At 67.9% G+C, this 22,476-nt stretch carries 22 protein-coding genes; 10 read left to right on the top strand and 12 right to left on the bottom strand.

Annotated features, from left to right (window positions below; genetic code table 11):
* Window positions 1–9: 9 nt before the first annotated feature.
* Window positions 10–960, top strand: coding sequence for a 5'-nucleotidase (locus PDM28_RS11960; RefSeq protein WP_102944718.1), 951 nt, complete (start codon window positions 10–12; stop codon window positions 958–960).
* A gap of 106 nt (window positions 961–1,066) precedes the next feature.
* On the opposite strand, the gene PDM28_RS11955 is transcribed toward PDM28_RS11960, so the two are convergent.
* The 11 genes from PDM28_RS11955 to asnS all read right to left on the bottom strand — a co-directional run bounded on the left by PDM28_RS11955 (window position 1,067) and on the right by asnS (window position 10,382).
* Window positions 1,067–1,600 carry a DUF2939 domain-containing protein gene (locus PDM28_RS11955; RefSeq protein WP_311182193.1) on the bottom strand — a complete coding sequence of 178 codons (534 nt, stop codon included), beginning with the start codon at window positions 1,598–1,600 and terminating at the stop codon, window positions 1,067–1,069.
* A 3-nt stretch (window positions 1,601–1,603) separates the two neighbouring features.
* Complete coding sequence (locus tag PDM28_RS11950; protein ID WP_311182192.1) at window positions 1,604–2,290, bottom strand: DUF2461 domain-containing protein; 687 nt, start codon at window positions 2,288–2,290, stop codon at window positions 1,604–1,606.
* The gene (sbcB, locus tag PDM28_RS11945) at window positions 2,287–3,726 is read right to left on the bottom strand and encodes an exodeoxyribonuclease I (RefSeq protein WP_311182191.1); all 1,440 of its coding nucleotides are present in this window, start codon (window positions 3,724–3,726) and stop codon (window positions 2,287–2,289) included. The genes PDM28_RS11950 and sbcB overlap by 4 nt, the downstream gene beginning before the upstream one ends.
* A complete protein-coding gene (locus PDM28_RS11940; protein WP_311182190.1) occupies window positions 3,726–5,093 on the bottom strand; it encodes an FAD-dependent oxidoreductase in 1,368 nt (455 codons plus the stop codon). Before PDM28_RS11940 ends, sbcB begins: the two co-directional genes overlap by 1 nt.
* A 28-nt stretch (window positions 5,094–5,121) precedes the next feature.
* Window positions 5,122–6,399: a kynureninase gene (kynU, locus tag PDM28_RS11935; RefSeq protein ID WP_311182189.1), complete on the bottom strand. Its 1,278-nt coding sequence runs from the start codon at window positions 6,397–6,399 to the stop codon at window positions 5,122–5,124.
* 76 nt (window positions 6,400–6,475) lie between these two features.
* Complete coding sequence (locus PDM28_RS11930) at window positions 6,476–6,988, bottom strand: 3-hydroxyanthranilate 3,4-dioxygenase (protein ID WP_311182188.1); 513 nt, start codon at window positions 6,986–6,988, stop codon at window positions 6,476–6,478.
* Between the two features lie 21 nt (window positions 6,989–7,009).
* Window positions 7,010–7,672, bottom strand: coding sequence for a carbonate dehydratase (can, locus tag PDM28_RS11925; protein WP_311182187.1), 663 nt, complete (start codon window positions 7,670–7,672; stop codon window positions 7,010–7,012).
* Between the two features lie 30 nt (window positions 7,673–7,702).
* On the bottom strand, window positions 7,703–8,341 hold the full coding sequence (locus PDM28_RS11920; RefSeq protein ID WP_311182186.1) for an FMN-binding negative transcriptional regulator: 639 nt from the start codon (window positions 8,339–8,341) through the stop codon (window positions 7,703–7,705).
* 7 nt (window positions 8,342–8,348) lie between these two features.
* Complete coding sequence (locus PDM28_RS11915; protein WP_102944726.1) at window positions 8,349–8,663, bottom strand: hypothetical protein; 315 nt, start codon at window positions 8,661–8,663, stop codon at window positions 8,349–8,351.
* On the bottom strand, window positions 8,660–8,965 hold the full coding sequence (locus tag PDM28_RS11910) for a hypothetical protein (protein WP_102944727.1): 306 nt from the start codon (window positions 8,963–8,965) through the stop codon (window positions 8,660–8,662). Before PDM28_RS11910 ends, PDM28_RS11915 begins: the two co-directional genes overlap by 4 nt.
* 22 nt (window positions 8,966–8,987) lie before the next feature.
* Window positions 8,988–10,382: an asparagine--tRNA ligase gene (asnS, locus tag PDM28_RS11905; RefSeq protein ID WP_311182185.1), complete on the bottom strand. Its 1,395-nt coding sequence runs from the start codon at window positions 10,380–10,382 to the stop codon at window positions 8,988–8,990.
* Window positions 10,383–10,511: 129 nt separating this feature from the next.
* Here asnS and PDM28_RS11900 point away from each other — a divergent pair, with 129 nt between their 5' ends.
* From PDM28_RS11900 to zipA, 6 genes are all read left to right on the top strand, one after another.
* Complete coding sequence (locus PDM28_RS11900; protein WP_070209225.1) at window positions 10,512–10,850, top strand: HesB/IscA family protein; 339 nt, start codon at window positions 10,512–10,514, stop codon at window positions 10,848–10,850.
* Window positions 10,851–11,016: 166 nt separating this feature from the next.
* A complete protein-coding gene (rpsF, locus tag PDM28_RS11895; protein ID WP_070209226.1) occupies window positions 11,017–11,454 on the top strand; it encodes a 30S ribosomal protein S6 in 438 nt (145 codons plus the stop codon).
* An 11-nt stretch (window positions 11,455–11,465) separates the two neighbouring features.
* A complete protein-coding gene (gene rpsR / locus PDM28_RS11890; RefSeq protein WP_002804494.1) occupies window positions 11,466–11,696 on the top strand; it encodes a 30S ribosomal protein S18 in 231 nt (76 codons plus the stop codon).
* A gap of 103 nt (window positions 11,697–11,799) precedes the next feature.
* Window positions 11,800–12,249, top strand: a complete 450-nt coding sequence (rplI, locus tag PDM28_RS11885; RefSeq protein WP_102944730.1) for a 50S ribosomal protein L9 — start codon at window positions 11,800–11,802, stop codon at window positions 12,247–12,249.
* A 458-nt stretch (window positions 12,250–12,707) separates the two neighbouring features.
* Window positions 12,708–16,211 carry a chromosome segregation protein SMC gene (gene smc / locus PDM28_RS11880; protein ID WP_311182184.1) on the top strand — a complete coding sequence of 1,168 codons (3,504 nt, stop codon included), beginning with the start codon at window positions 12,708–12,710 and terminating at the stop codon, window positions 16,209–16,211.
* A gap of 43 nt (window positions 16,212–16,254) precedes the next feature.
* Window positions 16,255–16,977 (top strand): cell division protein ZipA, encoded by a 723-nt coding sequence (zipA, locus tag PDM28_RS11875; RefSeq protein ID WP_311182183.1) that lies wholly within the window; start codon window positions 16,255–16,257, stop codon window positions 16,975–16,977.
* 203 nt (window positions 16,978–17,180) lie between these two features.
* Here the strand turns inward: zipA and PDM28_RS11870 are convergent, their stop codons facing one another.
* On the bottom strand, window positions 17,181–18,308 hold the full coding sequence (locus PDM28_RS11870) for a pyridoxal phosphate-dependent aminotransferase (RefSeq protein ID WP_311182182.1): 1,128 nt from the start codon (window positions 18,306–18,308) through the stop codon (window positions 17,181–17,183).
* Between the two features lie 130 nt (window positions 18,309–18,438).
* On the opposite strand from PDM28_RS11870, the gene ligA reads away from it, so the two are divergent.
* The 3 genes from ligA to epmA all read left to right on the top strand — a co-directional run bounded on the left by ligA (window position 18,439) and on the right by epmA (window position 22,442).
* Window positions 18,439–20,898: an NAD-dependent DNA ligase LigA gene (gene ligA, locus PDM28_RS11865; RefSeq protein WP_311182181.1), complete on the top strand. Its 2,460-nt coding sequence runs from the start codon at window positions 18,439–18,441 to the stop codon at window positions 20,896–20,898.
* Between the two features lie 117 nt (window positions 20,899–21,015).
* Window positions 21,016–21,501 (top strand): GNAT family N-acetyltransferase, encoded by a 486-nt coding sequence (locus PDM28_RS11860; protein WP_311182180.1) that lies wholly within the window; start codon window positions 21,016–21,018, stop codon window positions 21,499–21,501.
* Window positions 21,498–22,442, top strand: a complete 945-nt coding sequence (gene epmA / locus PDM28_RS11855) for an EF-P lysine aminoacylase EpmA (RefSeq protein ID WP_311182179.1) — start codon at window positions 21,498–21,500, stop codon at window positions 22,440–22,442. The genes PDM28_RS11860 and epmA overlap by 4 nt, the downstream gene beginning before the upstream one ends.
* Window positions 22,443–22,476 lie beyond the last annotated feature (34 nt).

Below are 22,476 nucleotides of genomic sequence, written 5' to 3'. Positions count from 1 at the left end.
TTGACCGCCATGGGCGACAACACCCCCCGCTTGCTGACCGTTGCCGTGACCTCGCGTGCGCTGTTCGACCTTGAAGAAGGCCATGCGCTGTTCGAGGCCGAAGGCGTGGACGCCTACGCCGAGTACCAGCGCACGCATGAAGACGACATCCTGCGCCCCGGCGTGGCCTTCCCGGTGGTGCGCAAGCTGCTGGCGCTGAACCAGGGCGAGTCGCCGGAGTCGCCGCGGGTGGAGGTCATCCTGCTGTCGCGCAATTCGGCCGACACCGGCCTGCGCATCTTCAACTCGATCCAGCATTACGACCTGGGCATCATCCGCGCCACGTTCACCGCCGGCGAGCCGACCTGGCCGTACGTGAAGCCGTTCGGCACCGACCTGTTCCTCTCGGCCAATCCGGAGTCGGTGCGGCGTGCGCTGCGGCATGGCATCGCGGCGGCGACCATCCTGCCCAAGCCGTACGATGAAACGCTGGCCGCCGCCGAGCCGCTGGACATGAGCCAGCCGCTGGGCCAGCTGCGCATTGCCTTTGACGGCGACGCGGTGATCTTTGGTGATGAAAGCGAGCGTATCTCGCGCGAGCAGGGCGTGGAAGCGTTTGGCCGGCATGAGCGCGAGAACGCGCGCGAGCCGCTCAGTGGTGGGCCGTTCCGGAATTTCCTGTCGGCGCTGCATACCCTGCAGGCGGAATTCCCGGCCGGCGAGGCCGCCCCGATCCGCACCGCGCTGGTGACCGCGCGTTCGGCGCCGGCGCATGAGCGGGTAATCCGCACCCTGCGCGAGTGGGGCGTGCGCCTGGACGAGGCACTGTTCCTGGGCGGTCGCCACAAGGGCCCGTTCCTGGAGGCCTTCGGCGCGGACATCTTCTTCGACGATTCGCAGCACAACATCGACAGCGCCCGGCAGCATCTGAGCGTGGCGGCGGGCCACGTACCCCACGGCGTAGCCAACGAGCCCCGTTGATGCGCGCGTCACCGCGTAGTGCCCGCCGCTGGCGGGCTCTGCACGATGCCGGATCATGCGAGGAGCCGGCCGGCGGCCGGCACTACGGGCTCCGCACCATGCCCGATCAGAGCGGCAACCGGATGTCCACCAGCTTCCAGCTCAGCCCCTGCCGCTGCAGCACGAACACCACCGGGCCCTGCGCGGTCTGGGTGGTCGCGGTAAACCGCGACAGCGATTCGAACCGGTGCGTAGCGCCTTCCAGCGGCCGGGCCGCCTTCGGCGCGGCATAGGCGTCGTTGGTTTCCAGGTCGTTGCTGGCCCGCTTCCACAGGGTATGGCCCTCCAGCAGCGCGCCGATCCCGGTCGGGGTCACCATCGCATCCACGGCGGTGCCACCCAGGCGCTGGCCAGCGGTGAGCAGCAGTGCGCCCACGAGGTTTGACTGCACGTCCGGCCCGGCCTGGCGCACCACGTAGTCATCCAGCTGCGCACGCAGGTTCGCGCGCAACATCGGGAAGTCCACGTAACGGTCCAGTTTCGAGGTATCGCGCTGCTCGATGGCCTGCGACAGCCCGCGAATGGTCAGGTACGGACCGGCCGCGACGAACCCGGCCAGCAGGGCCGCAAGAACGACCAGGATCCAGATCAGCTTCTTCATGGGTCAGAACTCCAGATCCAACGCTGCACAAAGATAATCCACGAACGGCCCCAGCGTGACCAGGTCCTTGGCCAAGGTCTGGCGCAGCTTCGGCCCGGTCATGGTGGCGTCGTCCAGCGAGCGCCAGAACACCCAGTTGCGGTGCTTGAGGTCGTCGATGAACTCGAAGTCCGGTTCGAACCCGCGCGGGGCCCGCACCAGCTTTTCGCTTTCCTCGAAATCGAACTTCCTGCGCAGCGCCGGCGCATGCGCCGCCGCCTTCCAGGCACCCGGGTTGTCCACGATGAAGTGGCGGACCTTGCGCTGGGTGGCCGGCTCCGGGTGCCACAGCCCGGCGCCGACGAAACTTTCGCCCGGCTGCAGGTGGATGTAGAACGACGGCGCCGGCACCTGCTTGCGCCGCTCATGGAACAGCCGCGCACCCTGCCAGGTCTTGTACGGCGACTTGTCGTTGGAAAAACGCGCGTCGCGGTAGATCCGGAACAGCGAGCCGCCCACGCCGCGCGGGTCGGAACGGAAGTGGTCGCTGACCACCGCCAGGTCCGGCTGCAGGTCGCTGATCAGGCGCAGGAACGGCTGCCGCACATGCTCCTCGTACTTGTCCTTGTGCGCGTTGAACCAGGTCTTGTCGTTGTTGCGTGCCAGGCCGCGCAGGAAGGTGAAGCTGGCAGCGGTGAAATAGGTGCTCACAGGCTCTGCTCCAGGTCGTTGCCCCAGTCGCGCAGGTGCTGCAACAGGGCCAGTTTGTCGGGCGCGTCGGCGTGCTCGGCGGCCAAGGTGTCCAGCTGCGCGCGGAACTCCGCCAGGCTCTGCTCGCCCAGCGCCGCATCGCCAGACAGGCGCTGCCGGCGGTAGTCGTTCCAGCGATCGCGTTCGGCCGCATCCAGGGTCTGCGGATGGTTGCGCGCGCGGTAGCGGAACAGCAGTTCCGGCATGCGCGGGTCTTTCAGCCGCTCGGCGAACCCGCCCAGCTCGGCCGGTGGGCTGGTGCGCAGGCGGGTCATCAGGGCCTTGTCGCCGTCGGCCAGGAAGCCGTCGTACAGCGAGGCATCCACGTCGCTGACCGTGGCGGTGCGCTCGCCGGCATACACCTGGCGTACCTTCTCGACCAGCGCCGGGCCGGCCGCGCGCACGCGCGCGACATTGGCTTCCACGAGCGCCACATCGATCCCCAACCGGGCGTGATCGGCCGGGCGCAGGTGGTTCCAGGCGACCAGCGCCGGCACCTTGTTGAGGTGCACTTCCTTCAGCGGCACGCGCTGTTCGCCTTCGGCGAGGTCGGCCGCGCGGGTGTACAGGCGCGCGGCCAGGGTCTCGGCCGGCAGCGCCAGCAGCCCGTCGAGGTCGCCTTCCAGGTCCAGCGCGATCACCCGGTTGTTGATGTAGGGATGCCGCGCGATCGGCAGCACCGGGGCGGCGCACATGCGCTGGGCCGGGTAGCGCATCGAGATGTGCAGCACGGGCTGCAGGGCGTCCACCTCGAGCAGGCTGCCGACGAAGCGCTTGTCGCGCAGCTTCAGCGCGTAGTCCCACAGCCGCGGCTGGGCCTGCTTGAACAGGCGCGCCATGCCGATGGTGGCGTGCACGTCCGACAGCGCCTCATGCGCATCGCCGACGCGCACGTCGTTGGCCAATGCCAGGTGTTCGAGCTTGAACGAGGTGGCGCCGTCTTCGCGCTGCGGCCAGGCAATGCCGTCCGGGCGCAACGCATGCACCAGGCGCAGCATGTCCAGCAGGTCCCAGCGCGAATTGCCGTTGCGCCACTCGCGTTCGTACGGGTCGAAGAAGTTGCGGAACAGCCCGTGGCGGACGAATTCGTCATCGAAGCGCAGCGTGTTGTAGCCCAGCGTGCAGGTGCCCGGCCGCGCCATCAGATCGTTGATGCGCGCGAACGCTTCGGCCTCGCTGACCCCTTCGGCCATCGCATGCTGCGGGGTGATGCCGGTGATCAGCGTCGCCACCGGCGACGGCAGCAGGTCGTCGGCCGGCTTCACGTAGAAGCTGACCGGTTCGTCGATCGGGTTCAGGTCGGCGTCGGTGCGGATCGCCGCGAACTGCGCGATGCGGGTGCGACGCGGGTCCTGGCCGAAGGTTTCCAGGTCGTAGAACAGGAAGCTGTCGGCCATCAGTGCGCGCCCTCCAGCACCGGTAGTTGCGCGTGCACCACGCGCTCCAGCGCGGCCCAGTCGATGTGCTCCAGCGTTTCGTGACCGGCGGTGGCGTCCTGCAGGATCTTCCGCTGCAGTTCGGTGCGCTCCAGCGCCACCGCGTACGGTGTGTGCAGGAAGGTCACCATGGTGTAGTGCGGCACGAAGCGGGTCGGCCAACGCGCCTGCAGCGCCTGCTCCAGCTCGCGCTGCAGCAGGAACGCCGGGTCAGCCACGCGGTCGCGCATTTCCAGGTAGTTTTCCAGCGCCATCTGCTGGATCGCTTCGGCGTTCGGCTTGCGCTCGGCCTCGAACGCAGCGAACGCAGCGGCCAGCGAGTCTTCTTCCTGCAGGTGGCGGGCCAGCGCCACGCAGTCCTCGAACGCGCAGTTCATGCCCTGGCCGTGGAACGGCACCATCGCGTGCGCCGCATCGCCCAGCAGCACCGCGCGGCCGTGCAGGTGCCACTGGCGCAGGTGCAGGGTGCCAAGCAGGCCGGGCGGGTGTTCTTCCCAGTCGCGGCGCAGGTTCGGAATCAAGGCCAGCGCATCCGGGAAGTCGCGCGCGAACAACGCCTCGGCTTCGGCGCCACTGTTGGTGGTGGCGAAGCTGGGGTTGCCCTCGTTGGGCAGGAACAATGTGACGGTGAACGTGCCTTCGTCATTCGGCAGCGCGATGCACATGTAGTTGCCGCGCGGCCAGATGTGCAGCGCGTTGGCCTCGATGCGGAACCCACCGTCGTCGCTGGGTGGGATCTCCAGCTCCTTGTAGGAGTGGTCGAGGAACTCGATGCGCTCGTCCAGCGGGTGCTTGCGGTTCATCGCCGCACGCAGCGCCGAACCGGCACCGTCGGCGCCGATCAGGGTGTCGAAGCGGATGTCGTGCGGGTGGTCGTTGCGGTCGTCGATGAACCGCGCGTAGCCGGCATCGAAATCCACCGTGTGCAGGCGGCGGTGGAAGTGCACCTGCGCGCCGGCGTCTTCGGCCAGCTGCAGCAGCGTGGTGTTGAGGTCCTTGCGGTGGATCGACCAGATCACTTCGCTGTCGTCGCGGCCATAACGCTGCAGCTGCGGCTCGCCCTGGCGCGGATGCACCATGCGCCCACGCATCATCACCGCCTTGGCCATGACCGCGTCTTCCACCCCCGCCCGGCGCAGTGCGTTGCGCCCGCGTTCGGCCAGGGCCAGGTTGATCGAGCGGCCGCTCTCGTAGTCGCTGATCCGCGGGTCGCCGCGGCGTTCGTACAGGGTGATCCGCCAGCCCTGGCGGGACAGCAGGATGGCCAGCAGGGAGCCGGCCAGGCCGGCGCCGATGATGCTCAGGGAGCGGTGTGCAGATGCGATCAAGTCAGGGTCCACGCAGGGGAGGGCAGGCTTACAGGCCCGCCCAGGATTCCACTTCTTCGACGAAGTGATGCAGGTCGAGGTAACGGTTGTACAGCGGGGTAGGCGAAATCCGGATCACGTCCGGCTCACGCCAGTCGCCCAGCACGCCCACGGTCTGCAGGTATTCGAACAGGTTGCGGCCGCGCTCGCGGCCACCGACCACGCGCAGCGACAGCTGGCAGCCACGGCGCTCGGGTTCGGCCGGGGTCAGCACTTCCAGCACCCCCGCCAGGCGGGCACGCACCAGCGCGTCGAGCAGGCCGGTAAGCTGCAGCGACTTGGCGCGCATCGCCTCGATGCCGCCGGCCTTGTCGACCACGTCCAGCGCGGCGCGCAGCGGCGCCAGCCCGAGTACCGGCGGATTGCTCAGCTGCCAGCCTTCCGCGCCCACGGCCGGGACGAACTGCGGGGCCATCTTGAAGCGGGTCGCTTCTTCATGGCCCCACCAGCCGGCGAACCGGGGCAGGCTGGCGTCGCGGTGGTGGCGCTCGTGCACGAAGCAGCCGGCCACGGCACCCGGGCCGCTGTTGAGGTACTTGTAGTGGCACCAGACCGCGAAGTCCGGCGCGATGTCGTGCAGCTGCAGCGGCACGTTGCCGACCGAATGGGCCAGGTCGAAGCCGACCCGGGCGCCCTGCAGGCGCGCCATGCGGGTGATCGCATCGAGGTCGAACACCTGGCCGCTGCGGTACTGCACCCCGGGCCACAGCACCAGCGCCAGGCGCGGGCCGTGTTCGGCGATGGCGCGCTCGATCGCGGCCAGCGAGATCGTGCCGTTGGGTTCATCGGGCTGGACCTCGACCAGGTCGGTGGTCGGGTCGAAGCCGTGGAAGCGGATCTGCGACTCCACCGCATGGCGGTCGGTCGGGAAGGCGCCGGCCTCCATCAGGATCACCGGACGCTCGGCGGTGGGTCGATAGAAGCTGACCATCATCAGGTGCAGGTTCACGCTCAGCGTATTCATCGCCACCACCTCGCTGGGCAGCGCGCCGACCATCCGGGCCAGCTGCGCATTGACCAGCCGGTGGTAGCCCAGCCACTGGGTGTCGCCCGTGAAGTGGCCCTCCACCGCCAGCGCCCCCCACTTGTCCATCACCTCCTGCACCGCGGCCTTGGCCGCACGCGGCTGCAGGCCCAGCGAGTTGCCCACGAAATAGGTCTGGTCGCGGTGGTTGTGCTGGGGAAACACGAACTCGGCGCGCAGGGCGCGCAGCGGGTCGGCGGCGTCCAGGGCGGTGGCATGGGTGCGGCTGAGGAGCTCGGACATGGGTCGATCAGGGTTGGCAGTGAAACCGCAGTCTATCCATGCGAGCTGTATATGGCACGAATCCTATAACGCGGGGTCAGCCACCCGGCAGCGGGTCGACATGCCCGCAGTTGTCGCAGGTGCGCATGCGGATGTCGGCCTGGTAGCGGGCGAACAGCTTGGGCAGGTCGGTTTCGATGTTCTGCAGGGTGAAATACTCTTCGTACAGCTTGTGGTTGCAGCGCTCGCAGAACCACATCACGCCATCTTTCTCATGCGCCAGGCGCCTGCGTTCGACCACCAGGCCGACCCCGCCGGGCGGGCGGCGCGGCGAGTGCGGCACCTTGCCCGGCAGCAGGAAGATCTCGCCGGCGCGGATCGGAATGTCGCGCACCGCGCCGTCTTCCTGCACCTTCAGCAGCATCTCGCCTTCGAGCTGGTAGAACCACTCCGGGCCTTCGTCGTAATGGAAGTCGGTGCGGCTGTTCGGGCCGCCGACCACCATGATGATGAAGTCGCCGTTCTCGATCATCTTGTTGCCCACCGGCGGCTTGAGCAGGTGGCGGTTTTCTTCGATCCAGCCAAGCAGGTTGATCGGCGAGGGCAGCATGGTCGGTTCCGTAGGGAAAGGTCAGTCGCGCTTGCCGCGGCGCGGCACGTGCGCAAGCGCTGTTTCGTAGGCCGGGGCCAGGTCTTCGGGCGCACCGACGTCGATGCCCATCTCGCGCACCCGGCCGTCCTTCAGGCTGTAGACCCAGCCATGCACCATCAGCTTCTGTCCGCGCGCCCAGGCGTCCTGCACGATGGTCGAGCGGCAGGCGTTGACCACCTGTTCGATCACGTTGAGCTCGCACAGGCGGGCGTGCTTCAGGTCGGGATCCTCGATCGCATCCAGGATCGCCGAATGCTTCTGTGCCACGTCGCTGACATGGCGCAGCCAGTTGTCGGCCAGGCCTACGCGGGTATTGTTCAGGCTGGCATGCACGCCGCCGCAGCCGTAGTGGCCGACGATCAGGATGTGCTTGATCTTCAGCTGGTCCACCGCGTACTGGATCACGCTCAGGCAGTTCAGGTCGGTGTGCACGACCACGTTGGCGATATTGCGGTGCACGAACACTTCGCCCGGGGCCATGCCGATGATCTGGTTGGCCGGCACGCGCGAATCGGAGCAGCCGATCCACAGGTACTCCGGGTGCTGCTGCTTGGCCAGCTGGTGGAAGAACTCGGGGTCTTCCTTCTCGATCCGGTCGGCCCAGTCGCGGTTGTTCTGCAGCAGCTTGTGGATGTCTTTCATCGTTTACGTTATCCCGTGAGGTGGGGTGGGTCAGCCGCCGGTGGCGGGCTGCTCGCGTACCTGGCGCATCCACTGCGCCAGGTCCTGGGAAGCGGGGGAGCCCGAGCCCTCCAGGGCATCGATCACCGACAGCTGGTTGGCCTCGGGATGGTTCTGGCTCAGCTTGAGCTTGATCTGCACCTGGCTGGGGCGGAAGCGGAAGCCGACGATGCCCTTCAGCATGCGGGTCTGGCGCAGGTCGTCGCGGTCCAGCCGCCAGTCGTTGCCGACGCTGGCCTCATTGACCGCGCTGAGCGCGTCCAGCATGTCCATCAGTTCGGCCGGGTCGGTGACCGGCTCCAGCGCGCCGCGCAGTTCGGCGGCGGCGTAGTTCCAGGTCGGCACGCGGCCGGCGCTGTCCTTGTCCGGGTACCAGCCCGGCGAAAGGTAGGCGTGCGGGCCGTGCACCAGCATCAGCGCCGGCCCGGCATGGCCGGCCTGCGGGTTGGGGCGGGCCCAGTGGCCTTCGATCAGGATGTCCTCGCCGTCGCGGCGGTACACCACCGGCAGCAGGGTGACCTGCGGCAGGCCATCGCTGCCGGTGGTCACCAGGGTGACGAACGCATCGCGCGCCAGCAGCCGGTCCAGCCAGGTCAGGTCGGTCGCAACGAAGTCGGACGGGATGAACATCGGGGGATCAGGCGCGCGCGCCCAGGTTCCGCACCATCTGGCCCTTCAGGCCGTCATCGTCGTCGGCGTGCGGCGGCTGCACTTCATGCAGGGTGAAGCCGCGCACCAGCGCGTCTTCTTCGTCCAGCCCGTCGAATTCGACGAACTCGGCGTCGAACAGCTGCGAACGGGCGGTGTCTTCGCTGTCGTAGCTCAGCGTGTTGCCGTCGCTGTCGAGCACTTCGGCGGTGCCGGCGGCGCGCACGCGCAGGCGTGCCCAGATGAGGGTGTTGCCCAGGCTTGCCAGCCACCAGGAGTCGCGTACGGCGGAGATATCGTTCATGTCAGTACCATCGAAAGCAGCCAGAGCAGGGCGGCCATGCCCAGTCCGGCCAGCAGGGTGAGCAGCGACAGCCAGGCCGGCGTGGCCAGCCCCGACAGCGAACGGTCGGGGGTGCCGCGGTAGTCCCGGCCCAGCAGCCAGCGCAGCGCGTCCGGGCGCAGGAAGGCACCACTGCCGAAGCGGTTGGCCAGGGCAGGGTGGCGGTCGCGGATGTGGACCAGGGTCAGCGGCCAGAAAATCACGAAGGCACTGAACCCGGCGATCGCCACGCCGACGAAACACAGCGCGAGGAACAGGGTCATGGGCGTGCCTCCGTGGTGGGAATCAGAATTCGGCGCTGCCCGGTGCGCGCGGGTAGGGGATGGCGTCGCGGATGTTGCCAAGCCCGCACACGTACACCACCAGACGCTCGAAGCCGAGGCCGAAACCGGCGTGCGGCACCGAACCGTAGCGGCGGAAATCGCGGTACCAGCCGTAGTGCGCCGGGTCCAGGCCGAACTGCGCCATGCGCGCGTCCAGCACGTCCAGGCGCTCTTCGCGCTGGCTGCCGCCGATGATCTCGCCGATGCCCGGGGCCAGCACGTCCATCGCCGCGACGGTCTTGCCGTCGTCGTTCAGGCGCATGTAGAACGCCTTGATGTGCTCGGGGTAGTTGGTCACCACCACCGGGCGGCCGATGTGTTCTTCGGTCAGCCAGCGCTCGTGCTCGGTCTGCAGGTCCAGGCCCCATTCGACCGGGAAGTCGAACTTCTTGCCGGAGTTCTGCAGCAGCTTCACCGCCTCGGTGTAGTCGATCTGTTCGAACGGGGCGTTGATGAAGCCTTCCAGCTTGGTGATCGCGTTCTTGTCGACGCGCTCGGCCAGGAACGCCAGGTCGTCGCCACGTTCGTCGAGCACCGCGCGGAACAGGTACTTCAGGAACTGCTCGGCCAGGCGGGCGTCTTCGGCCAGGTCGGCGAAGGCGATCTCCGGCTCGATCATCCAGAACTCGGCCAGGTGGCGGGTGGTGTTGGAGTTTTCGGCACGGAAGGTCGGGCCGAAGGTGTACACCTTGCTCAGCGCCAGGCAGTAGGCCTCGACGTTGAGCTGGCCGGACACGGTCAGGAAGGTTTCCTTGCCGAAGAAGTCGCGGCTGAAGTCCACATTGCCCTGCGCGTCGCGCGGCAGGTTGACCATGTCCAGAGTGGAGACGCGGAACATCTGCCCGGCGCCTTCGGCGTCGGAGGTGGTGATGATCGGGGTGCTGATCCAGTTGAAGCCGTTCTGGTGGAAGAACCGGTGCACGGCCTGGGCCAGGCAGTTGCGGATGCGGGTGACCGCGCCGAACAGGTTGGTGCGCGGGCGCAGGTGGGCCACTTCGCGCAGGAACTCGGCGCTCATCGGCTTGGGCTGGATCGGGTAGGTGAGCGGGTCTTCGACCAGACCGACGATCTCGATGTCGCTGGCCTGGATCTCGAACGACTGGCCCTTGCCCTGCGACTTGACCAGGGTGCCGCGGGCGATGACCGAGCAGCCGGGGGTCAGTGCCTTGATCTCGTCGAAGTTGCCCAGGGTGTCATTGGCCACCACCTGGATGGGGGCGAAGCAGGAGCCGTCGGTGACATTGACGAAGGCCAGCGCCGCAGACCCGCGCACCGTGCGCACCCAGCCCCGTACTGTTGCCTCGCCGCCTTCCGGGATCTTCCCGGCAAGCGCATGTTCAACGCTGACCACCGTCATGACTTGAATCCTCTGTTGATCGACTCGATCTCTGAACGAGGAGTTTAACGGTTGCAGCGTTCTGCTTGCGAGGCATTTCTGACTGGGCCGTAGACCTATAATGTGTCCGATCCGCTGGAGTCGTCTGTCATGGCTGTCACCCTTACCCCTGTTGCCTTCGCCCGTGTCCAGAAGTTCGTGGCCCAGAGCCCGGACGCATTGGGCCTGCGTTTCGGCGTGACCCGCACCGGCTGCTCCGGCTGGGGCCACATCACCGACCTGGCCCGCGACCAGCGCGCCGGCGACACCGTGTTCGAGCAGGACGGGGTCCGCATCTACGTGGATGCCGACAGCCTGGCCCTGGTCGATGGAACCGAGATCGACTTCGGCAAGCAGGGCCTGAGCGAGACGTTCACGTTCAGGAACCCGAACGCCACCGCCGAATGCGGCTGCGGCGAGAGCTTCACCACCGAGGCCGACAAGGCCTGATCCGGCCCCCGGGGCGGCCCGGCGGCCGCCCGGCTTGCCCGGAACCCCATCTGCTGCGATAATGCGCGGCTTCCTGCCCGTTTTCCGGCAGGAACCCTTGCTCCACCGCGTTCACCTGCGGGGAGCTGTCCGGCCCGCAAGGGCCACATCCGAAAGGTATACACACATGAGTCGTCATTACGAAGTCGTGTTCATGGTCCATCCGGACCAGAGCGAGCAGGTCCCGGCCATGATCGAGCGCTACAAGTCGCTGGTCGAAACCGGTAACGGCACCATCCACCGCCTGGAAGACTGGGGCCGTCGCCAGCTGGCGTACCCGATCCAGAACCTGGTCAAGGCACATTACGTGCTGATGAACATCGAAGTGGACCAGGCCGTTCTGACCGAACTGACCGAAAGCTTCAAGTTCAACGACGCCGTGCTGCGCAACCTGGTGCTGGTCCGCGACGCGGCCGACACCGAGCAGTCGCTGATCATGAAGAGCAAGGACGAGAAGGGCGACAAGCCCGAGCGTGGCGAGCGTCGTCGTCGTGACGACGAAGAAGGCGAAGCCGCCAACACCGCTGACAACGAAGCCGGCGACGACGCCGCTTCCGCCGCCTAAGGAGCACGCACATGTCCAAGTTCTTCCGTCGCCGCAAGTTCTGCAAGTTCACGGCCGAAGGTGTCAAGGAGATCGACTACAAGGATCTCAACACCCTGCGCCAGTACCTCACCGAGAACGGCAAGATCGTGCCGAGCCGCGTGACCGGTACCAAGTCGAAGTACCAGCGCCAGCTGGCAACGGCCGTCAAGCGCGCCCGTTTCCTGGCCCTGATCCCGTACACCGACAACCACGACGTCTGATGAAGGCGGGCGACCCCGGGTCGCCCCTTTCACGGTTCGATATTCGGACAGCCATCCGCTGCGGGGTTTTCCCCGCTAACGAATACATATTTGGAGCAACACCATGAAGCTGATTCTTCTCCAGAAGGTCACCAACCTCGGCGGCCTGGGCGACCAGGTCGACGTGAAGCCGGGCTACGGCCGCAACTTCCTCGTTCCGACCGGCAAGGCCGTTCCGGCCACCGCCTCGAACGTTGCCGAGTTCGAAGCCAAGCGCGCCGAGTACGAAGCCAAGGCCCAGTCGATCCACGCTGACGCCGAAGCCCGCAAGGCCAAGCTGGAAGGCAAGAGCGTCACCATCGCCGCCAACGCGTCGACCGAAGGCAAGCTGTACGGCTCGGTCGGCCCGCGCGACATCGCCGAAGCCTTCACCAAGGCCGGCGTGGCGCTGGAAAAGAGCGAAGTCATCCTGGGCGAAGGCGCCTTCCGCAACGTCGGCGAGTTCGAGGTGGTCATCCACCTGCACGCCGACGTCGAAACCACCGTCCAGGTGGTCGTGGTCGCCGAAGCCTGATCCCAGCCGAAAGGCCGTGATCGCCGAAACGGGTACCCGCAAGGGTGCCCGTTTTTGTTTTGGGGTTCCAGGCTGGTAGAGCCGGGCCTTGCCCGGCTGCTGTTGGATTCAGGCGAACAGCCGTGGGGGTGGCTGGTTTCCCTGGTCAGGGCCGTCGGGTGCGGGTTTGTGGGGGACGCTGCAAGTACGTCCATGTAAGCTCATCGCCGCATCCATGCGGCTCGTGCCCCCTCAAACCCACCCCCGCCGACCCTCCGACAGTTGGCCGGTGAGTCACCGAAAAAGCAGTAGAGCCGGGCCTTGCCCGGCTGTTCTTTCTCACCGCACACGACCATGTATGGGGGCGGCCGCCCCTGCACGTAGAACCAAGACGCCGCTCTGCAGTTGCCCCGAACGCCCGTGGAACAGCCGCCCCGTTATACTCGGGCCATCGCGACTGTCCGGAAGCCCTCTACGCCATGCGTCTGTCCACGATCAAGCTCTCCGGCTTCAAGTCGTTTGTTGATCCCACCACCCTGCATCTGCCCACCAACATGACCGGCGTGGTCGGGCCCAATGGCTGTGGCAAGTCCAACATCATCGATGCCGTGCGCTGGGTCATGGGCGAAAGCTCTGCCAGCCGCCTGCGTGGCGACTCGCTGACCGACGTCATCTTCTCCGGCTCCTCCGCGCGCAAGCCCGTCTCGCAGGCGACCGTCGAACTGATCTTCGACAATACCGACCACACCATTTCCGGCGAGTACGCCTCGTTCAACGAAATCTCGGTCAAGCGTACCGTCAGCCGCGACGGCAGCAGCAACTACTACCTCAACGGTACCAAGTGCCGCCGCCGCGACATCACCGATCTGTTCCTCGGTACCGGCCTCGGCCCGCGCAGCTACTCCATCATCGAACAGGGCATGATCAGCCAGATCATCGAAGCCCGCCCCGAAGACCTGCGCGTGTACCTCGAAGAAGCCGCCGGCATTTCCAAGTACAAGGAACGCCGCAAGGAAACCGAAACCCGCATCCGCCACACCCGCGAGAACCTCGACCGCCTCAACGACCTGCGCGAGGAAATCGGCAAACAGCTCGAACACCTCAAGCGGCAGGCCCGCCAGGCCGAGCAGTACCAGGGCCTGCAGGAAGAGCGCCGGGTCAAGGACGCCGAGTGGAAGGCCCTTGAGTACCGCAACCTCGACACCCGCCTCGGCAGCCTCCGCGAAGCCCTCTCGCAGGAAGAAACCCGCCTGCAGCAGTTCATCGCCGAACAGCGCGACGCCGAAGCCCGTATCGAAACCAGCCGCGTGCGCCGCGAAGAAGCCGCCGACGCCCTCAGCACCGCCCAGGCCGAGGTCTATCAGGTCGGCAGCACCCTGGCCCGGCTCGAACAGCAGATCCAGCACCAGCGCGAGATGTCCCAGCGCCTGCACAAGGCCCGCGACGAAACCTCCCAGGCCCTGGCCGAACTTGGCCAGCACATCAGCGGCGACGAAGCCAAGCTGACCGTCCTGCGCGACGCCGTCGACCTCGCCGAGCCCCAGCTCGAACAGCTGCAGGAAGAAAACGAGATCAAGCAGGAAGCCCTGCGCGACGCCGAAGCCAAGCTGGCCGACTGGCAGGCGCGCTGGGAAGCCCATACCCGCACCACCTCCGAAGCTTCGCGCGCCGGCGAAGTCGAACGCACCCGCGTCGACTACCTCGACCGCCAGGTGCTCGAAGCCGACCGCCGCCGCGAAGCGCTCAGCGCCGAACGTGTCGGCCTCGACCTCGACGCACTGGCCGAAGCCTTCGAAGAACTGCAGCTGCAGCACGAAACCCAGAAGGCCTCGCTCGACGGCCTGACCGAACAGGTCGAAGCCCGCAAGGAAGCCGTCGCCGGCCTGCAGGACCGCCAGCGCACCGGCCAGACCGAACTGGCCGACATCCGCAAGCAGGCCCAGGCCGCGCGCGGCCGCCTGTCCTCGCTCGAAACCCTGCAGCAGGCCGCCCTCGGCCAGGAGCAGGGCGCCGCCGTCGCCTGGCTCAAGCAGCACGGGCTGGATTCCGGCGCCCGCGTCGGCGAGCGCCTCAGCGTCGAGAACGGCTGGGAAAACGCTGTCGAAAGCGCGCTCGGCCAGCTCATCGAGGGCGTCCTGGTCGACGCCCCCGAACAGCTCGTCGGCGCGCTGGCCGAGCTCGGCGACGGCCGCATCGCCCTGGTATCGGCCGACACCAGCCCACTGCAGGTCGCCCCGACCTCGCTGGCCGCCAAAGTGCAGGGCCCCACCGCCATCCGCCGCCTGCTGGCCCGCCTGCATGCCGCCGAGGACCTCGAACAGGCGCGTGCCCTGCAGGCCACCCTGGCCGACGGCGACTCGGTGATCACCCGTGGCGGCGAACGCCTCGGCGAAGGCTGGGTCCGCGTCTCGCGCTCGGGCGCCGCCAAGCAGGGCGCATTGCTGCGCGAACGCGAGATCGTCAGCCTGCGCGAGCAGATCGACACCCTGCAGGAACGCGAAGCCGAGCTGGAAAACCAACTCGCCGCATTCCGTGACCAGCTGCTGGCCGGCGAACAGCAGCGCGAAGACGCGCAGCGCCAGCTATATCTGGCCCACCGCAGCGTCTCCGAACTCGGGGGCCAGCTGCAGAGCCAGCAGGGCAAGGTGGACGCCGCGCGCACCCGTATCGACCGCATCGAAGGCGAGCTCTCGCAGCTGCTCGAAAACCTCGACGCCAGCCGCGAACAGGTCCGCGAAGCGCGTGGCCGCCTGGACGACGCGGTCAACAGCATGGGCGACCTTGAATCCACCCGCGAAGCGCTGGAAAGCGAACGCCGCCAGCTCGGCGATGCCCGCGACCGCGCCCGCGAAGCCGCGCGCAACGTGCGCGACAGCGCGCACTCGCTGGCCCTCACCCTGGAGTCGCAGCGCACCCAGGTCGCCTCGCTCAGCCAGGCGCTGGAGCGCATGAGCACCCAGCGCGGCCAGCTCGATTCACGCCTTGGCGAACTGCACTCCCAGCTCGACGAAGGCGACTCGCCGGTGCACGCGCTGGAAGCCGAACACCAGAACGCCCTCGGCGAACGCGTCCGTGCCGACCGCGTGCTCGGCGAAGCCCGCACCCTGCTGGAAAGCATCGACGCCGAACTGCGCAGCTTCGAACAGACCCGCCACCAGCGCGACGAACAGGCCCTGGCCCAGCGCGAGCGCATTTCCCAGCGCAAGCTCGACCAGCAGGCCCTGGTGCTCAGCGCCGACCAGCTCACCGCTTCGGTGGAAAAGGCCGGTTTCGTGCTGCAGGACGTGATCAACACCCTGCCCGAAGACGCCCGCATCAGCGACTGGGAACAGACCGTGCACCAGATCGACGGGCGCATGCGCCGGCTCGAGCCGGTCAACCTGGCGGCCATCCAGGAGTACGGCGAGGCCTCGCAGCGCTCGGACTACCTGGACGCGCAGAACACCGACCTGACCACGGCGCTGGAAACCCTCGAAGACGCCATCCGCAAGATCGACCGCGAGACCCGCGGCCGCTTCAAGGACACCTTCGACCGGGTCAACGCCGGCGTGCAGCAGCTGTACCCGCGCCTGTTCGGCGGTGGCCACGCCTACCTCGAACTGACCGGTGAAGACCTCCTCGACACGGGTGTGACCATCATGGCGCGCCCGCCTGGCAAGCGGGTGTCCAGCATCTCGCTGCTGTCCGGCGGCGAGAAGGCGATGACCGCGGTGGCGCTGGTGTTTGCGATCTTCCAGCTCAACCCGGCCCCGTTCTGCCTGCTGGACGAAGTGGACGCGCCATTGGATGAAGCCAATGTCGGCCGCCTCGCCAACATGGTCAAGGAAATGAGCGAGAAGGTGCAGTTCCTGTTCGTCAGCCACAACAAGGCCACGATGGAAGCCGCGCACCAGCTCTCGGGCGTGACCATGCGCGAACCGGGCGTCAGCCGCCTGGTCAGCGTGGACCTGGAAGAGGCGGCACGATTGGCGGGCGCGGCCTGACGTGCCATGCTTACCTGAACGTATTTAGCTGGAGACCTTTCGAATGTCCGACATGGCACTGCTCCGCATCGGCATCCTGGCCGCCGGCCTGCTGCTGATTGCTGCGATCTTCCTGTTTGGCCGGCCGCGGAAGAAGTCGCAGGGCCGCCGCGTGGAAAGCGGCGAAGGGACCGGCCAGCGTCGCGAGCCGCTGCTGGGCGAAACCGAGCCCGGCGCCGAGGGCAGTGCCGCCGACGACGGCGTGACCCAGCCCGAGCTCGGCCTGCCGGAGGTGGACAGCCCGGCCAGCGACCTCGGCAAGCGCACCACCCAGGACTTCGACAAGATCGTCTCGCTGTTCGTGGCGGCCCGCGCCGGCGAGAAGCTGCGCGGCGAAGACATCGTGGTCGCGGCCGAGAAGACCGGCCTGGTGTTCGGCCACATGAACGTGTTCCACCGCCTGGTCGAAGGCCATCCCGAGCGCGGTCCGATCTTCTCGATGGCCAACATCATGAAGCCGGGCAGCTTCGACATGGCCAACATCCGCGAGATGGAAACCCCGGCGATCGCCTTCTTCCTGACCCTGCCGGCGCCGCTGACCGCGCTGGACGCCTGGGAAAAGATGCTGCCCACCGTCGAACGCATGGGCGAACTGCTCGGTGGCGAGGTCCTGGACGACAGCCGCAACACCCTGGGCCGCCAGCGCGTCGCACACATCCGCGACGAGCTGCGCGCGTATGACCGACAGCACCAGGCACCGCCTCTGACCAAACCGCCGCGTTGGTAATGCGAGGCACCGCAACCGGCGCCTCAACCATCACGGGGCACGTCGACCGGTAGGGTCGGTTCCCAAACGACCGCCGATAACGGTGATCGGCACGGTGACGCATGGACCTTCGGCGGCAACGCGTGTCTTCGTTCGGAGGTCATGCCTACATGGGGTAATCACCGCAATCGGCGGTCGATTGGGATGCGACCCTACCGCAGGTATTACCGTCGTGTGCCTGTCACCGCCGCGAACGCGGTGCGGAACGCCTCCATCTCTGCTTCCGTTCCCACGCTGACCCGCACGATCGTCGGCCAGATCGGCCAGCTTCTTCCGATCACCACGCCGCGTTCGGCCATCGCCTTGGTGAACCCTGCACCGTCGCGCTGCACGTCGACCATGAAGCAGTTCGCCTCGCTCGGCAGGCAGCGGAATCCGCGCGTTTGCAGCCATTCCACCGTGGCCTGCCGCACCCGCGTGTTCTGCTCGCGCCGCTGTGCCACCAGGCCCGGCTCGCGCAGGCTGGCCAGGCCGGCCGCCAGCGCGGTGACCGGCAGGGGGTTGTCGCCCAGGCTGGCCAGCTCGCGCAGCCGGTCCGGATGCGCCGCCGCCACGCCCAGGCGCAGCCCGGCCATGCCGTACAGCTTGGAGAACGTGCGCAGCACGATCACATCGTCGCGCTGCATCACCTGCGCGATCACCGACGGCTGCGCACTGAACTGCAGGTAGGCTTCGTCCACCAGCAGCCGGGTCTGCGCTGGCTTGTTGGCCAGCAGCCACGCAACGTCCGCTGCCGGCGTGATCGAGCCGGTCGGGTTGTTCGGATTGCACAGGTACATCAGGCCCGCATCGACCCGCCGTGCCGCGTCCACCATCGCGTGCACGTCATGCGCGCCATCGGCCCGCAGGGGCACCTTCGCCACCGTGGCGACGCGCGCGGCGGCGAGGTCGCCCAAGGCCTCGAACGTCGGGTCGGCCACCACCAGGCCGGCCGTGGCCGAGGTCCAGACCACCGCCGCACGATTCAACGGCTCGCTGGAGCCGGGGTACAGGCGGACCCGGTCGGTGCTGATGCCTTCCTGTTCGGCGAACAGGTTGCGAAGCTCGCCGGCCAGCGGGAACAGGTAGCGCCCGCTCTCCGCGATGATCGCCCGTGCCGCCGCCTGCGCGGCCGGCGCGGGGCCGTAGGGACTTTCGTTGAAATTCAGCAGCACGCTGCCCACCGGCGCGGCCCGCGTCGGCAGGATCACACTGGACGCGGCCGCAGCCGGCGCCAGGCCGATGCCGGACAGGGCCAGCCCGGTACCGGCCAGCTGCAGGAAGGAACGGCGGGACGCAACGGGCGATGACATGGCGGGAACACCGAAGGCAGGACAATGACGGCACGCTAGCGCCACGCCGCGTACCGGGCAAGCGACATCGGCGACATTTCGTCGGGCTCCGATCCGTTAAAATTCACTACCCCTCCAGGATGTCCGCCGCATGAGTCCCAGCCCCGCCCAACGTGCCGAGGCCCTGCGCCGCCAGATCGACGAGGCCGGCAAGGCGTACTACGAGCGCGACGAGCAGCTGATTCCGGATGCCGATTACGACCGCCTGGTGCGCGAGCTGGAAGCGCTCGAACAGGCGCACCCGGAGCTGGTCCAGGCCGACTCCCCGACCCAGCGGGTCGGCGGCAAGGCTTCCTCGCGCTTTGCCGAAGTCCGCCACGCGGTGCCGATGCTGTCGCTGGGCAATGCCTTCAGCGACGACGAAGTGCAGGACTTCGTGCGCCGCATCGGCGAGCGCCTGCGTCGCGACGCGCTTTTTTTCTCCGCCGAGCCCAAGCTCGACGGCCTGGCGATCAGCCTGCGCTACGAAGACGGCCGCTTCGTGCAGGGCGCCACCCGTGGCGACGGCAGCACCGGCGAGGACGTCAGCGCCAACCTGCGCCAGATCAAGGTCATTCCGCACACCCTGCAGGGCAGCGGCTGGCCGCAGGTGCTGGAAGTGCGCGGCGAGGTCTACATGGCACGCGCCGACTTCGAAGCCTACAACGCCGACGCGCGCCTGCACGAGGGCAAGGTGCTGGCCAACCCGCGCAACGCCGCAGCCGGTTCGCTGCGCCAGCTGGACCCCAAGCTCAGTGCGCGCCGCAAGCTGAGTTTTTACGCCTACGGCACCGGCGAAGTGCAGGGCGGCGAACTGCCGCCGACCCATTCGGCCACGCTGGCCCAGCTCAAGGCCTGGGGCTTCCCGGTCAGCGAGCTGTGCCAGGTGGTGGAGGGCAGCGACGGCCTGCTCGCCTATTACCGTGACATCGGCGAACGCCGCGACGGCCTGGCCTTCGACATCGACGGCGTGGTCTACAAGCTGGACGACCGCGCCGGCCAGGAGCAGATGGGCTTCGTTTCTCGCGCGCCACGCTGGGCCATCGCGCACAAGTTCCCGGCGCAGGAGCAGACCACCACGGTGGAGGCCATCGAGATCCAGATCGGCCGCACCGGCGCGGCCACGCCGGTCGCGCGGCTGCACCCGGTGGCGGTGGCCGGCGTGATCGTCTCCAACGCGACCCTGCACAACGCCGACCAGATCGAACGGCTGGACGTGCGGGTCGGCGACACCGTGATCGTGCGCCGCGCCGGCGATGTGATTCCCGAAGTGGTGAGCGTGATCGCCGAGCGTCGCCCGGCCGGTACCTCGGCGTGGCGCATGCCCACCGAGTGCCCGGTGTGCGGTTCGGAGATCGTGCGCGAGGAAGGCGCCGCCGCGTGGCGCTGCTCGGGCGAGCTGAGCTGCCCGGCCCAGCGCAAGGAAGCCATCGCGCACTTCGCCTCGCGCCGCGCGATGGATATCGACGGGCTGGGCGGCAAGTACATCGAAACCCTGGTCGACGCCGGCATCGTGCGCGGCGTGGCCGACTTGTACCGCCTGACCCGCGACCAGCTGCTGCAGCTGAAGCTGGTGCTCGACGCCGAGTCGCCGCAGGCGCTGGCGAGCCAGATCGGCCTGCACCTGCCGCCGGAGGGCAGCGGCCAGTATCTGCGCGACGTGCTGGCGCTGGATGCCGGCGATGAGGGCTGGCGCGCGCGCGCACTGTCGCTGCCGGCCGCGTTCGAATGGAATACGAAGAAGATCGCCACCAAGTGGGCCGACAACCTGATCGCCGCGATCGACGCCAGCCGCACCACCACGCTGGAGCGCCTGCTGTTCGCGCTGGGTATCGAGCATGTCGGCGAAAGCACCGCCAAGGCGCTGGCCATCTGGTTCGGTGACCTGGAACTGATCCGCCACCTGCCGTGGCCGTTGTTCAAGCGGGTGCCGGACATCGGCGGCGAAGTGGCGCATTCGCTCGGGCACTTCTTCGAACAGCCGGGCAACCAGGAGGCGATCGACGCGTTGCTGCAGGTCGGCCAGGTGCGCATCAGCGACACCCACCCGCCGAGCGCGAAACTGCGCGATGGACTGGATTTCGCCCAGTTGCTGGTCGAAGCGGAGATTCCCGGCATCACCCGCCTGCGCGCGGAGAAGTTGACCGCGATGCTGCCCGACGCCGCAAGCGTGCTGGATGCCGAACCGGTGCAGCTGGTCGCCGCCGGCCTGCCCAACGAGGTGGCGCTGGGCGTTGCCGAGTGGCTGGACAGCAACGGCAACGGACCGATGCTGCTCAAGGCCGACGACTACCGGCGCACGTTGCTGGAGCGCGCCCCGGAAGCGTCGGCGCAGGCCGCCGGTCCGCTGGATGGGCAAACCGTGGTGCTGACCGGAACCCTCTCGCAGATGACCCGTGACGAGGCCAAGGAGCGGCTGGAAGCGCTGGGTGCCAAGGTGGCCGGCAGCGTGTCGAAGAAGACCTCGTTCGTGGTGGCGGGTACGGATGCGGGATCGAAGCTGACTAAGGCGAATGAGTTGGGTGTGGAAGTCTGGGATGAAGAACGACTGGTAGCGTTCCTCGCCCGATGACGCCACCGACGTAGAGCCGGGCTCTGCCCGGCTCCGCCGCAGCCGCAGCCGGGCAGAGCCCGGCTCTACCCCCCACACCGTGCGGCAACCGCCTAACCCCGTTTCAAAGGACACCCCATGCACACCGCACCCCTCGACTTCCGCCTTGCCACCGTCGCCGACACCGAACTGGTCATCGGCCTGATGCGTGACTTCTACGCCGAAGACCACCTGGACTTCGAGGAAGCACGGGTGCGCCGTGCGCTGGCCGCGCTGCTGGAAGACCCGCGTAACGGCGAGGTGCTGCTGTGGCTGTCCGAAACCGGTGAAGTGGTCGGCCACGCCGCGCTGGCGATGGGCTTCAGCCTGGAGCAGGGCGGCCACTTCGCGCTGCTCGACGAGCTGTACCTCAGCCACGCGGCACGCGGCCGCGGGCGCGGCAAGCAGGCGCTGGCCATCCTCGAGCAGCGCGCCAACGCGCGCGGCGTGGAGCGCATGCGCCTGGAAGTGAACCACCACAACGAACTGGCGCGGCGCCTGTACCTCGCCACCGGCTATGTCGACGACACCCGCAGCCTGCTCACCCTGCAGCTGGCCAAGCGCCTGCGGGACGCGCGCGCGTGATCGCCGCACTGCGCCAGCGCGCCGCGTTGAACGCGCTGATCCGGCGCTTCTTTGCCGAACGCGACGTGCTGGAAGTGGAAACCCCGATCCTGTCGGCGGCGGGCAACACCGAACCCAACATCGACAGCTTCCACACCCGCTTCAGTGGCCACGTCGATGCCGGCACGCCGCAGCGCTGGCTGCGCACCTCCCCGGAGTACCCACTCAAGCGCCTGCTCGCCGCTGGCGTGGGCGACTGCTACGAGCTCGGCCGGGTGTTCCGCAACGGCGAGGCCGGCGGCCGGCACAACCCGGAGTTCACCATGCTCGAGTGGTACCGGGTCGGCTGGGACCACCACCGCCTGATCGAGGAAACCGCTGCGCTGGTGCGTGCCGCACTGGCGCTGGTGCAGCGTGACGCCCGTCTGGAGGTACTGGACTACCGCAGCCTGTATCGCCGGCACGTCGGGCTGGACCCGTTCGAGGCCACCGACGCGGAACTGCAGGCGCCGCTGGCCGACGTCCGCATCGACCCCGAGGGACTGACCCGCGACGACTGGCTGGACCTGCTGATGACCCACTGCATCCAGCCGCATTTCAGCGACGACTGCATGACCGTGGTGCACGACTGGCCGGCCAGCCAGGCCGCACTGGCGCGGGTGCGCCCGGGCACGCCGCCGCTGGCCGAACGTTTCGAGCTGTACCTCGGTGCGGTCGAGCTGGCCAACGGATACCACGAACTGAACGATGCGACCGAACAGCGCGCCCGCTTCGCGCGCGACCACGCGCTGCGAAGCGCACGCGGCGCGGTGCTGCCGCCGATGGATGAACACCTCATCGAGGCATTGCCGTCACTGCCGGACTGCGCCGGCGTGGCGGTCGGCGTGGACCGGCTGTTGATGGCGATGAACCGCACCGGGCGTATCGCCGACGTGCTTGCGTTCGACTTCGCGCACGCCTGAATCCGTGCGCATCGCCATGCGCCTGTCTTGCGCG

It is taken from the genome of Stenotrophomonas aracearum, assembly GCF_031834615.1.
GTDB lineage: Bacteria > Pseudomonadota > Gammaproteobacteria > Xanthomonadales > Xanthomonadaceae > Stenotrophomonas > Stenotrophomonas aracearum.
The sequence above is the reverse complement of the archived record's forward strand: the minus strand, read 5'-3'. Positions and strand labels throughout refer to the sequence as shown.

Coding starts and splice junctions, on each gene's coding strand:
- can (WP_311182187.1), bottom strand. CDS start 7,672: ATGAAAGACATCCACAAGCTGCTGCAGAACAACCGCGACTGGGCCGAC.
- asnS (WP_311182185.1), bottom strand. CDS start 10,382: ATGACGGTGGTCAGCGTTGAACATGCGCTTGCCGGGAAGATCCCGGAA.
- zipA (WP_311182183.1), top strand. CDS start 16,255: ATGTCCGACATGGCACTGCTCCGCATCGGCATCCTGGCCGCCGGCCTG.
- PDM28_RS11870 (WP_311182182.1), bottom strand. CDS start 18,308: ATGTCATCGCCCGTTGCGTCCCGCCGTTCCTTCCTGCAGCTGGCCGGT.
- PDM28_RS11860 (WP_311182180.1), top strand. CDS start 21,016: ATGCACACCGCACCCCTCGACTTCCGCCTTGCCACCGTCGCCGACACC.
- sbcB (WP_311182191.1), bottom strand. CDS start 3,726: ATGGCCGACAGCTTCCTGTTCTACGACCTGGAAACCTTCGGCCAGGAC.
- rpsR (WP_002804494.1), top strand. CDS start 11,466: ATGTCCAAGTTCTTCCGTCGCCGCAAGTTCTGCAAGTTCACGGCCGAA.
- rpsF (WP_070209226.1), top strand. CDS start 11,017: ATGAGTCGTCATTACGAAGTCGTGTTCATGGTCCATCCGGACCAGAGC.
- PDM28_RS11915 (WP_102944726.1), bottom strand. CDS start 8,663: ATGAACGATATCTCCGCCGTACGCGACTCCTGGTGGCTGGCAAGCCTG.
- PDM28_RS11955 (WP_311182193.1), bottom strand. CDS start 1,600: ATGAAGAAGCTGATCTGGATCCTGGTCGTTCTTGCGGCCCTGCTGGCC.
- PDM28_RS11910 (WP_102944727.1), bottom strand. CDS start 8,965: ATGACCCTGTTCCTCGCGCTGTGTTTCGTCGGCGTGGCGATCGCCGGG.
- PDM28_RS11920 (WP_311182186.1), bottom strand. CDS start 8,341: ATGTTCATCCCGTCCGACTTCGTTGCGACCGACCTGACCTGGCTGGAC.
- PDM28_RS11960 (WP_102944718.1), top strand. CDS start 10: ATGGGCGACAACACCCCCCGCTTGCTGACCGTTGCCGTGACCTCGCGT.
- PDM28_RS11930 (WP_311182188.1), bottom strand. CDS start 6,988: ATGCTGCCCTCGCCGATCAACCTGCTTGGCTGGATCGAAGAAAACCGC.
- kynU (WP_311182189.1), bottom strand. CDS start 6,399: ATGTCCGAGCTCCTCAGCCGCACCCATGCCACCGCCCTGGACGCCGCC.
- PDM28_RS11900 (WP_070209225.1), top strand. CDS start 10,512: ATGGCTGTCACCCTTACCCCTGTTGCCTTCGCCCGTGTCCAGAAGTTC.
- rplI (WP_102944730.1), top strand. CDS start 11,800: ATGAAGCTGATTCTTCTCCAGAAGGTCACCAACCTCGGCGGCCTGGGC.
- ligA (WP_311182181.1), top strand. CDS start 18,439: ATGAGTCCCAGCCCCGCCCAACGTGCCGAGGCCCTGCGCCGCCAGATC.
- smc (WP_311182184.1), top strand. CDS start 12,708: ATGCGTCTGTCCACGATCAAGCTCTCCGGCTTCAAGTCGTTTGTTGAT.